Annotated in this window: 8 protein-coding genes; 1 reads left to right on the top strand and 7 read right to left on the bottom strand. The window is 38.9% G+C overall.

All coding sequences use genetic code 11. From position 1 onward, the window contains the following. The 5 genes from ADG81_RS08470 to ADG81_RS08450 all read right to left on the bottom strand — a co-directional run. Positions 1-5,039 (bottom strand): YSIRK-type signal peptide-containing protein (locus ADG81_RS08470; protein WP_049551455.1); only part of this gene is annotated, 5,039 nt, incomplete at its 3' end. 275 nt (positions 5,040-5,314) lie between these two features. Further along, positions 5,315-6,658, bottom strand: coding sequence for an asparagine--tRNA ligase (asnS, locus tag ADG81_RS08465; RefSeq protein WP_049551454.1), 1,344 nt, complete (start codon positions 6,656-6,658; stop codon positions 5,315-5,317). Between the two features lie 16 nt (positions 6,659-6,674). Next, positions 6,675-7,853: a pyridoxal phosphate-dependent aminotransferase gene (locus ADG81_RS08460; RefSeq protein ID WP_049551453.1), complete on the bottom strand. Its 1,179-nt coding sequence runs from the start codon at positions 7,851-7,853 to the stop codon at positions 6,675-6,677. Continuing rightward, positions 7,850-8,338, bottom strand: a complete 489-nt coding sequence (locus ADG81_RS08455) for a DUF5590 domain-containing protein (protein ID WP_049551452.1) — start codon at positions 8,336-8,338, stop codon at positions 7,850-7,852. The genes ADG81_RS08460 and ADG81_RS08455 overlap by 4 nt, the downstream gene beginning before the upstream one ends. A gap of 139 nt (positions 8,339-8,477) precedes the next feature. Continuing rightward, positions 8,478-9,674: an MFS transporter gene (locus ADG81_RS08450; RefSeq protein ID WP_049551451.1), complete on the bottom strand. Its 1,197-nt coding sequence runs from the start codon at positions 9,672-9,674 to the stop codon at positions 8,478-8,480. Between the two features lie 389 nt (positions 9,675-10,063). Here ADG81_RS08450 and ADG81_RS08445 point away from each other — a divergent pair, with 389 nt between their 5' ends. Next, entirely contained in the window at positions 10,064-10,612 is a 549-nt protein-coding gene (locus tag ADG81_RS08445) for an NADPH-dependent FMN reductase (protein WP_049551450.1), read from the top strand. A gap of 126 nt (positions 10,613-10,738) precedes the next feature. Here ADG81_RS08445 and yaaA read toward each other — a convergent pair whose 3' ends face one another. Then, positions 10,739-11,467: a peroxide stress protein YaaA gene (gene yaaA / locus ADG81_RS08440; RefSeq protein WP_049551449.1), complete on the bottom strand. Its 729-nt coding sequence runs from the start codon at positions 11,465-11,467 to the stop codon at positions 10,739-10,741. 78 nt (positions 11,468-11,545) lie between these two features. Continuing rightward, on the bottom strand, positions 11,546-11,710 hold the full coding sequence (locus ADG81_RS08435; protein WP_049551448.1) for a DUF3953 domain-containing protein: 165 nt from the start codon (positions 11,708-11,710) through the stop codon (positions 11,546-11,548). Positions 11,711-11,826 lie beyond the last annotated feature (116 nt).

The following is an 11,826-nucleotide window of genomic DNA, read 5'->3' as shown; positions in this document are numbered from 1 at the left end:
AAGTCTGGAATATTTTCTACATTGGTTACTTTTCCACCTTCTGGAACTTTAACAAATTTAGCAATATCCTCTTTTGTTAAAGGTGTATTCGTTACTGGCGTTTCAATTGGTGTTGGTTTAGCTTCTACCACCTTAATCGTTGCCGGAACTTCAACTAATACATTTCCATTTTTATCTTTTACAACAACCGTTACTGGTTTATCCCCAACAGTTGTTGCATCAAATGGTTCTTTTTGTCCTTCTGGAACTTTGTATTCAAATGTTGAACCTTCTGGATAATCACTTGGAGTAATACTGTCTCTTGCTTGAGGTTTCTCAGTTGGATTTACAGGAATTAATTGTTCTTTACCTTCCACTACTTTAACCTTAGCTGGAACTTCTACAAGTTTATCTTCTCCGTCTTTTGCTTCTACAATAACATCTTTTTCGCCTRGTGTTGTTGTATCTACTGGAGTTTTATATTTGAATGTTACTCCATCTGGATATTGTTCAGGATCAACACTCTTAGATGCATCTGGTTGTTTGTTTGATTTATCAACTGGTACATATTGTGTCTTCGGTTCAACAACCATCACTTTTGCAGGGACTTTTGCAATAACCTTATCTCCAATTTTTGCTACTACAACAACATCTTTTTCGCCTGGTGTTGTTGTATCTACTGGAGTTTCATAAGAAAACTCTGTCTCTTTAGGGAATGCTTTAGGGTCAATACTTCCTTCAACAGCTGGTTGTTTGTTATCCTTATCTACTGGGACAATTTGTGGATAGCTTTCAACAACTCGTACAGTTGCTGGTACTTCTGCAATAGGATTACCATCTTTATCCAGCACTTCAACAATCACATTCTTATCTCCAGTTGTTGTTACATCGATTGGAGATGTTTGTCCATCTGGAGTCTTATATCTAAATGTAGATCCTTCTGGATAATCTGTTTTATCAATGCTCTTCTCTGGATCTGGTTGTTTGTTGTTTTCATCCACTGGGACAATTTGTGGTACACCTTCAACTACTGTAACTGGGACTTTAACAGTTGTTCTTTTCTCTTCACCATCTACAGTGTATTTAACAGTCACATCTACTTTAGTATCATCTGTTAAGTCAGGAACTGTTACTGGAGCTGTTTTATCAATCTCAACTCTAGCACCTTGTGGTAGTTTACCTGTAAATGTTCCATCAGCAATAGCTTTTTCAGCTTGAGCAAGCACTTTTGCTTTTGCTTTTGCTTTGTCGCCATTTTTAGGAACAAGAATTTCATCTGCTTCTGGTTTTGGTAAAACTGTTACTGGAACTTTCACTGTTTCAGTTAACTTACCATTGTCATATGTTACTGGGACTGTTACTTCTTTATTTCCTGATGTAGCAGTAATGTCATCAGCAATTACAGGCTCACCTTTTGTTCCGTCTGTACCTTCAGTTACAGCACCTTTCACATCGTCTTTTGTTACTGTATCACCTTCAAATACAACTAATTTCTTAGCTGTTGAACCTACTACTGTTACTGGGACTGTTACTTCTCTAGATGCAACTACTTTACCATCTTTTAAATACTCAACTACTACTGTTGCTGGTGTTTGTACTCCAGTTGCAGTTGTTGCTGGTACTGTTCCTTGTTTAACTTCCTTAACAGATACTGTTACCCCATCTGGTAATTTACCAGTTGGAACAGCATTTGCTGCTTCCACTGCTTTCGCTTTAACAGCTTCTTCCAAATTAGTACTATCTTTAAGAACTGTTACACCTGTAGGTGTTACTTTTGGCAAGACAACAACATCTACTTTAGTTTCTACAGGAATTGTTTCAGTTCCTTTTGTATAAGTTACTGTTGCTGGCACTTCTAGTGTTTGACCTGCTTTTTTAGCTGTTGTAGGGATATCTGTAATATCATTTTTAGTTGCAGTAAACCCATCTACAACTGTAGGATTTACTTTTTCTTTCAACTGATCACTTGTTACAGCATCATCTTCAACTGTATATAATTTATTCGTTTCTTGATCTTTTACAGTAATTGTATAAGTAGTTGAATTTACAGCCGTTTCGGCACCTTTATTTGTTCCAGTATCCGTTTCAGTGTCTGCAGTAACGATATTTCCGTTACTATCTTTTACTTCAACTTTAACTGTATAAGTACCTACTTCGGATAATTTAACAGTTGCTGCTTCTGCTTCACTGCTATATTCTGTTACTGTTCCTGAAGGAGATGTTAATGTTACTTTTGTAACTGTTGTTTCCTTTTTATTTGGAGCAGTTGTCGCATCATCTTCTATATCTGTAATTGTTACTGCCGCTGATTTTTGTTTTACTAAATCTACTGTAGCACCTTTTACAGTAGTATATAAACTTGAGCTAATAGACGGAGCATCATTTAATATAGACGCTTTATCTGAAGAACTTGCTGTTTCTACTGCATCAACTGTTCCTTTAAATCCTGATGTAGTTGAAATCGTCCACTTATCTCCAGTTTTTGTTGCTGTTACAGTAGAGTTATCATCAGCAGACCATTTATTTAATCCTTTATCATATTTAACAGTTACAACCATTCCTTTATTAGTATCAGTTGCTGAATCTGCTGAACTGTTCGCCGTATTTTCTTTTTTATACGTCGTTAATGTACGAGATACATTATTAACGGCTGTAACTTTTCCTTCTGCGTTTAATGTACGAGTATATTCGTAAACATTAAAGATTGTTTCTCCATCTTTATTCACATCAACATATAGGTCGCGTTTTAACCATGTTGTTGTACCGTCACTGTTAGGAGTTTTCTTCTCAGCAGTCTCACCAGATAATTCCCAACGACCACTAGTTTTATTGAATGTTGCTGCTACATTTTCTCCTAGTTGCGTTTTTAATGTTACTTCGGCTCGTGTAAACGTTGCTGTAATATTTTCACTATTTGCAGTTACGTTAATCGTATCTGTTGCGGCATTTGCTGTTGCTGTTGGAAGAACTTTTAGATTGAAAGTTTCACCAACTGTACCAATTTCATCATTGACATTTACAGCTGTATTTGTTGTTTCCGATACAACCCACTTACCATCTTTAGCAACAATTTTTGTATTTGTTCCATCTGGTAATGTAATCGTTGCTTCTGAAGCCCCTCTAGAAATCGTAATAGGAACTTCTGTATCGTAAGCATGAACATTTTTTACAGTCACTTCAGGCGCAATTTTAAAGGTTGCATGTGCATATGCTTCATTGGCGTTTGTCTCTCTATAATCTCTTGCATAGATTGAAACTCTGTAAATCCCAGCTTCTGTCGGTGTTCCTTTAAATCCATTTGGATTGTTCTCAGTCATATCAGCTGATGCAATGGTGAAACCTACACCTGGAATTTTTGTCTCATTTCCTGTCAATTCAGTAGGGATTTCAGCATCTTTTCCACCTATTGTTCCAGTAATATTTGCTCCAGAAACACCCAGAATAGCACGACCTACAGTTTCTTTAATCGTCGTTGTACGTCCAATCGGCGTTCCATTTTCATCTGTCAAGTTATAAGTAACACTTCTATCATTTGGTACACCAGCATGTGAAGCTCCAGCATCTTTATATTCTACTGGAACAGTAAGTGCTTCTCCTACTTTACCTTCTTTAATAGCTTCGTTAATTTCTAGGGTAGGTGGTGTTCCATCTTTCCATGCTGTTCCAGCAAATCTATGATCATCTAGTGGAATCGTAACACTTTTACCAGTAATAGTATTTTTAAACGTTACTCGAGCTTTTACTTGTTGATAGTTAAATGGGCTTCTATGTGTTACAACCCCTTGCACACTATCTGTTGCTTTGTCATAAAATAAACCATTTGGGAAATTGAATACATTAAAATCTGAAACAGTCCAACCAGCATTTTTGGCAGCTTCCGTTACTTCAATACGTTTACGTACATCTTTAATGTATACTTTATCAATCCCTTGTTCATATCCTAGTTTATAGATACTTGAAAGCAGATATTCATAAGGTCCACTTCCATAATATGTGGAAGCAGGTGCACTTTGAATTAAAGAACCATTATAGCGCATTTTTCCACGCCATAATTCAGCTTCTTCAATAATTTTCTGAACTTCTTTTGCTGGTAATTTCAATCCATAGTCGATACGAGCTTTAATATCACTAGCTTCACCTTTATAAGTCCAGTTAGATGGTCCAGGGCTAAGTCTTGTACCAGCTCTTTGATCAGAGAACACTCTAAACTCTAAATCTGCAGCATCTCTTTTTTTCTCAGGCGTATTTACACCTAAATCACCTTGACCTGGATGGAAACTTCCGAACGGCATTGTATAGGTATCCCAACCAGTAAAGTTTTCTCGCGACACTGTACTCGTACTTCCGATAATATCTTTTGCAGTTGGTTGTGCTGGATTTGTTGGTGTGATGACATCATTGGTAACTGTAGTATTTGTTGTCCCACTCGGTGTACCCGCAGCTTCTCTAAATCCACTTTCACCTTGTCCAGGAATGGCTTGTCCATTACGTGGATCTTGGTTTTTGTTTTCTTTCTTGTCAGTTGATGCTTTTGGCATACTTTCAAGAACGAAAGCTCTGTTTTTCAATGAACTTGTTGAATAATCAACTTCTGCTTGTGTTGCTTTGTCGTTTGAAAGAAGGGCTTGAGCCTTAGCAAGTTCTGCTTTTGCTGCTTCAATAGCTGAGGCAGTTTTTTCAGTTAGGCCTGCTTTGCCAAGAGCTGCTTCGATACGAGCAATAGCAGCTTCCAACTTGCTTGTGTCAGCTTTTGGTGTTTCTGCTGGTTCTACCTCAGGTGCTGGTGTTGCTAGTTGCTCAGTTGCTGGTGCCACCACAGTTGATGTAGAAGTTTCAGTTGAAGCTACAGGCTTGCTTGAATCTGCTTGATTTCCAGCATTAGGATTTACTTGTTCGTTTGTTGCTGGAGTTGTTGAAGGTGTAACATCTGCGTGAACAGTTGCTGCCCCACCAAACATCATATAGGCTGCTACAGCTACTGACGCTGCTCCAAAACTATACTTACGGATTGAAAAGCGCTGGACTTTTTGTCCGTGGTACTTGTCCATTCTTGAATACATATTATCTCCTTTTTAAATAAATTTTAGTTGAAGAATTATACCCAAGTATTTAAACAACGCCCCATTCCCAGACTGATTCAGAAAGTAAGATAGCTGCACTTAGGTACTTTATTCCCAACTCACATTATAACATTATTTCAATTAAACTGTCTACGTTTTATATCCAAAATATGTATTTTTCTATATATATATATATATATTAATCTTATTTTTAAGTGATTTCATTTTTAAAAAAAGTAAAAGGCCGATTTGACCTTTTACTTTCATCTCATTATTTAAGGTTTAATACGGTGTAACATACGTGGGAATGGAATAGCTTCACGGATGTGTTTTGTTCCTGCCGCGAAAGTTACCATACGTTCGATACCGATACCAAATCCACCGTGTGGCACAGTACCGTATTTACGAAGGTCAAGGTAGAATTCATACTCAGTACGATCCATGCCAAGTTCATCCATTTTTGCAACAAGAGCATCGTAGTCTTCCTCACGCATAGATCCACCGATGATTTCTCCATAGCCTTCTGGAGCAAGCAAATCTGCACAAAGCACGCGCTCTGGATTTCCAGAAACTGGTTTCATGTAGAAAGCCTTGATGGCTGCTGGATAGTTCATGACAAAAGTTGGCACACCAAAGTGGTTTGAAATCCATGTTTCATGTGGTGAACCAAAGTCATCACCATGCTCAAGATGCTCGTAGTCAGCGTCTTCATCATTTTCATGCTCTTGCAAGAGGTCAATGGCTTGATCGTAAGTGATGCGTTTGAATGGCTCTGCAATGTAGCGTTTCAAGAGTTCTGTATCACGTTCCAATGTTTCCAGGGCTTGAGGAGCACGGTCAAGAACACCTTGAAGAAGAGCTTTTACATAAGCTTCTTGCAAGTCAAGTGACTCATCATGTGTCAAGTAGGAGTATTCTGCATCCATCATCCAGAACTCAGTCAAGTGACGGCGTGTTTTTGATTTTTCAGCACGGAATACTGGACCAAAGTCAAAGACACGGCCAAGGGCCATAGCGCCTGCTTCTAGGTAAAGCTGACCTGATTGGCTCAAGTAGGCTGGAGTTCCGAAGTAGTCCGTTTCAAAGAGTTCAGTTGAATCTTCCGCTGCATTTCCTGACAAAATTGGGCTATCAAATTTCATGAATCCGTTCTTGTCGAAGAACTCATAAGTCGCATAAATGATCGCGTTACGAATTTGCATCACCGCCACTTGCTTACGAGAGCGTAGCCACAAGTGACGGTTGTCCATCAAGAAGTCTGTCCCGTGTTCTTTTGGTGTGATTGGGTAGTCTTGAGATTCACCGATTACTTCGATGTCTGTAATATCCAACTCATAGCCAAACTTAGAACGTTCGTCTTCTTTGACAATACCTGTCACATAAACAGACGTTTCTTGGCTCAAGCGTTTGATGACATCAAACTTCTCAAGTCCCACTTCTTCACCAAATTTTTCTAAAAAGTTTGGTTTAAAAGCTACACCTTGGAAGAAGGCTGTCCCGTCACGCAATTGCAAGAAGGCGATTTTCCCTTTTCCTGATTTGTTGGCAACCCAAGCGCCAATCGTCACTTCTTGACCAACATAGTCTTTTACATCGATAATCGTTACACGTTTTGTCATTATTTTTCCTTTTCTTTTATTTTTCCATAAATGCTTTCAAGCGGTTAACTGCTTCTTTAAGCGTGTCTAGGTCCGTCGCATAGCTGAGGCGGACATTTTCTGGCGCTCCAAAGCCTGCTCCTGTTACCAAGGCTACTTCAGCTTCTTCTAAGATAGCGGTTGTAAATTCTGTCACATCTGTATAGCCTTTCATCTCCATTGCCTTTTTGACATTTGGGAAGAGATAGAAGGCTCCTTGTGGCTTAACGACTTCAAAACCAGGGACCTCACATAATAGCGGATAAATGGTATTGAGACGCTCCTCAAAAGCTTTACGCATGATATCAACAGAATCCTGTGGTCCTGTTAAGGCTTCGATAGCCGCATATTGAGAAACAGATGTCAAATTTGAAGTTGTTTGTCCCGTCAATTTACTCATAGCTGCAATGATTTCAGGATCACCTACCGCATAACCAACTCGCCAACCCGTCATGGCATAGGCCTTAGATACACCGTTGATAACAATGGTTTGCTTACGAATTGCTTCTGATAGACTTGAGATTGGAACAAATTCATTTCCATTATAAACAAGGCGACCGTATATATCATCAGCTAAAATCAGAATGTCATGCTCAACTGCCCAATTTCCGATAGCTAGTAATTCTTCACGAGTATAGATCATACCAGTCGGATTAGATGGTGAATTGAGAACCAAAACCTTTGTTTTATCTGTCCTAACTAGTTCTAGTTGATCCACTGTGACTTTAAAATCATTGTCTTCTTTAGCTTGAACAAAGACTGGAATCCCTTCTGCCATCTTGACCTGATCTCCATAACTAACCCAGTATGGAGTTGGAATAATAACCTCATCTAAAGGATTGATTACAGCCATAAAGAAAGTATAGAGGGAGAACTTGGCACCTGTAGCAAAGGTAACCTCGTTACTTGCGACAGAATAGCCATAGTAGCGCTCGAAGTAGGTATTCACCGCAGCTTTTAATTCTGGTAGACCTGAAGCTACTGTATAGAAGGAAGCCTGTCCTTCTCGAATAGCTTTAACTGCTGCATCCTGAATATTTTCAGGAGTGTGAAAATCTGGTTGTCCCAAGGTCAAGAAAAGGACATCCTTACCTTGAGATTTTAATTTTTTTGCTCTCGCATCACTAGCTAAAGTGACACTTTCTTCCATTTCTAAAACACGGTTGGATAGTTTCATAGGCCCTCCTTATTGACCAATGTTCCTGTTTCAAAATCTACTAGATAAAAATCGGAGCCTGACTTGACTTCCCAGATTGGCTTGTCTTTATAACGTCCAAAGGTAATCTTGTCAATCTCGCCAGCTCCTTTTTCCTTAGAAACAGCTTCTGCTTTTTCCTGTGAAACACCTTGATTTAGCTGATAAACGTAAATCTTATGGTCATCTTTCCCAATCAGGACAGCAAGTGCTTCTTGCTGTTTATTATGACCAAGAACACTGTAATAAGATTCCAAGCCATTGTATAAGTCAACCTGATCAGCCTGCTCTAATCCTGCATACTGCTGAGCTAATTTTTCTCCTTCACTTTTAGCAGTTTGATAGGGTTTCATACTCAGAAACACTAGATACAGAAAGGAAGCACTGATAACCACAAACAAAATCGTCATCCCTAGACCATACTGCCACAGTAGATTATTTTTTGCTTTGTTTTGTCTTTTTTTCACTCGTCTATTTTACCATCTATTAAGCTTTATTACAAGTGAATGCCAGAACAATCGCATTTTATTTCTTCCTTCATCTTCTCGAAATCACCGTATAAAAAAACCTGAGCTTGGCACTCAAGTTTTTAGAAGTTCTTTTAATCTATGGAATTATTTTTTCATCTATTCTTTTAGCCATTTTTCCTAAAAAGATAGTCAGTAGAAGGCTAATCAAGACTAAAAAGAATCCCAGATAAAGAAATGTTACTACAAAGCCTAAATTGTCAATCAACCACCCTGTCAGTGGGAAGAACACAATCATACTTAGGCTAAACATCATAGAGTAGACACTCAGCATGGTTGCCCTTACTTCACTTGGAAGGCGCTCTTGCAAATCATTATCAAAAATCGGCTGAAAAAGAGCATATAAAGCATTACTAATCAAATAAATCAAAATATAGATTAGAGGTGTTCCAAAGTAGGACAGCAGGTAGGTAACTCCAATCAGTAGGACGAGGATTGGGAAAAGCTTCAAGGCGGCATATCTCTTTCCAATCTTACTCGCTAGATAAACTGCAACGATATTCAAGAGACTACCAAGTAACATAACTGCTGAAATTTGCCAACTACTTAAATCTGGTAACTGATTTTGATAGTAAAAATAAAACATGCACATGAGTACTCCGACAATCTGAGACAAAATCATCCAGTTGAAAAGCATGGGATTTCGCTTCAACTCATCCTTAACGGTCCAAATAATCTGTTTCATGGTCACACTATCAGCTTTTTCTAGCTTGACACTAGGTTCTTTCAGCATCCAAATCAGGAAAAGAACTATGATAGAAGTCGCAATCATGATATAGTAGGTCAGGTGCAATTGACCATGGACAAAAAATCCTGCCAAAACGGTCCCCAAAGACCGAGTTCCTTCTGCTACTCCTGATAGGAAGCTTGAAATGGATAGATAACGCTCCTTTAGTCCAGCCTCTACAGCCGAGTCATAGACCATTGCTGCGCTTGTTCCTGAATCAAAATTATAAGACAAGGCACTCACAGCCATTGCTAGTGCATAAATCCAAAAATTTCCCTGCCCAGCCAACATGAGAATAGAAGACACAATCCCTGCTATTCGACTTAAATAAAGGTTGGTCTTATAGGAATAGCGGTCAGCTAACATTCCAGATGGAATTTCACAGAGAAGACTGGTCGTATGAAAAATACTTTCCAGAAGTCCAATCTGCCAAAGAGACATGCCGTTTTGACTGAGAAAGAGAATCCAAAAACTGGTAATCCCTAGAAATGCAAAAAACTCAACTCCGGCCATCAGGCCAATATTTTTCCGATAATTTCTTATTAACATCTTTTCTCCTTAACAAGTGTATTATTATTTCTTTTGTCCGTCACTTGTTAATCTGTGCCTTACATGATCTCCACCCCTTTTAGAAGCATTCTTGAAATGCCATTATTTTCGTTTAATTGTTTATGAAATGATACCGGAAAATAGCTGTTCTGCGGTTTCTATTGCGAGTTTTCTTGTTTATTTTAGCACTTATGTCATCATATTACAAGAGAATGTTAGAATACTCTTCGAAAATCAAATGCATTCCAGTCGCAAGTGATTAGAGTTTCTACAATTTTATAATTTCAAACAAACTTTGAGCAAATTTCTTGCAAGTTGCTTTGCTTTGTTGTAATATATTTTATAACAACGAGAAAATTCTCGGAAATTTAAGAAAAAGGAGACACATCATGTCTAAAAAAGTATTATTTATCGTCGGATCCCTACGCCAAGGTTCTTTCAACCACCAAATGGCGCTCGAAGCTGAGAAAGCACTTGCTGGTAAAGCGGAAGTTAGCTACCTTGATTATTCAGCCCTTCCTCTCTTCAGCCAAGATTTGGAAGTTCCAACTCACCCAGCTGTAGCGGCTGCTCGTGAAGCGGTTCTCGCTGCGGATGCCATCTGGATCTTCTCTCCAGTCTACAACTTCTCTATCCCTGGAACAGTGAAAAACTTGCTTGACTGGCTATCTCGTGCCCTTGACTTATCTGATACACGTGGCGCTTCTGCTCTTCAAGACAAGTTTGTCACCGTATCATCTGTAGCCAATGCAGGTCACGATCAACTCTTCGCTATCTATAAAGACCTCTTGCCATTTATCCGTACGCAAGTCGTTGGCGACTTTACCGCTGCACGTGTCAATGACTCTGCCTGGGCAGACGGAAAATTGATTCTCGAAGAAACAGTCCTAAACTCACTTGAGAAACAAGCGGAAGACTTGGTCAATGCGATCAAGTAACTAACATAATAAAAGCGAACAAGACTACTTTTCTGACACTCAGAAGACTAGCTTGTTCGCTTTTTTCCTCATTTATAAACCAAAATAGCTGATGATACATATTGCCAAATACAAAATATCTGATTTCTATACTTCCTTAACAAAAACCAATTCCTGTGGCTGTGACAAATCTTCTCTGTAGGTAAACCCTGCAAAGCTTAAGCGACGAGCTTCCTCCACCGTCTGTACTTGATTTTCTATCAGCGCTGTCAGGAAGGCACCACGCGCTTTCTTGGAAATGGTTGAGTGAATCTTCAGCTGACCACCTCTATCCTCCATGAATTTGAAAGTCACCATTTTTTCTCTAATTTCCTTAAAAAATACAGTCTCAAACTCGGATGACAAGAGGGAGAAAATCACTTCTTCCTGCTTCACATCCTCATCATAGGCTGCCTTCCAATGGCTCTTCAAAGTCTTACCTGCGACTTTTAACTTCATCAAAAAGTCCAAACGGTGAGGCGCCATAGGTGATAAGGCTGGAACAACACCGTACAAAGCCGAAGTAATAAAGACATGATTTTCAAGATAGGCTTGTTCTACCTCGGTCAATTTATCTCGCTTGATATGGCGATACATAAGCCCATCAAAAAGTTTCAGAGCTGGATAGTGTTGAGCAGTTTGCCTTTTCAAAGCTTGGATATGTTGAAATTCCTCCGCTGCCTTCTCAGCTGAAACCTTGTAAAAACTCTCCAATTGACTAGCAGAATAGAGGGCCAAGGCATCCAGCACGGCCTGACTTTCTGGTCTTAAAGGATTTGCCTCGATACTTGGCATATCTGTATTCATTTCTTTTGCTGTTGGGATTAAAATTTTCATATTAATAGTGTAGCATATTTTTGAGCCACTACCAAGAAATTCATCTGAAAAACCTCGGTTTAACCGAGGTTTCTCTGTTTATTTAGGCCATCCTAACCAGACAGCCACGAGAACAAGGGCTAGGCCAGCTAAGCTTGTTAAGATAGATAAGAATGTATCTTTTTTCTCCTTGAAGTGAGAAAAACCTATCTTCAAAGCGAACAGTCCGAGTAGCATTGAAGCAAGCATCACATAAAAACCCATTTCTTTGTCCTCCATTAGGCTTAATTTACCTTATTATAACATATACTTCTTAAATAAAGCTTTTTTATACTCAATGAAAATCAAAGAGCAAACTAGGAAACTAGCCGCAGGCTGTA

It is taken from the genome of Streptococcus pseudopneumoniae, from assembly GCF_001070815.1.
Taxonomy (GTDB): Bacteria; Bacillota; Bacilli; order Lactobacillales; family Streptococcaceae; genus Streptococcus; species Streptococcus pseudopneumoniae_P.
Note: the sequence above shows the minus strand (reverse complement) of the source record. Positions and strands in the feature narration are given on the sequence as shown.

What these genes read in the sequence shown, in the direction of transcription:
- asnS (WP_049551454.1), bottom strand. Translation starts at nt 6,658, where the DNA reads ATGACAAAACGTGTAACGATTATCGATGTAAAAGACTATGTTGGTCAA.
- ADG81_RS08435 (WP_049551448.1), bottom strand. Translation starts at nt 11,710, where the DNA reads ATGGGTTTTTATGTGATGCTTGCTTCAATGCTACTCGGACTGTTCGCT.
- yaaA (WP_049551449.1), bottom strand. Translation starts at nt 11,467, where the DNA reads ATGAAAATTTTAATCCCAACAGCAAAAGAAATGAATACAGATATGCCA.
- ADG81_RS08450 (WP_049551451.1), bottom strand. Translation starts at nt 9,674, where the DNA reads ATGTTAATAAGAAATTATCGGAAAAATATTGGCCTGATGGCCGGAGTT.
- ADG81_RS08460 (WP_049551453.1), bottom strand. Translation starts at nt 7,853, where the DNA reads ATGAAACTATCCAACCGTGTTTTAGAAATGGAAGAAAGTGTCACTTTA.
- ADG81_RS08445 (WP_049551450.1), top strand. Translation starts at nt 10,064, where the DNA reads ATGTCTAAAAAAGTATTATTTATCGTCGGATCCCTACGCCAAGGTTCT.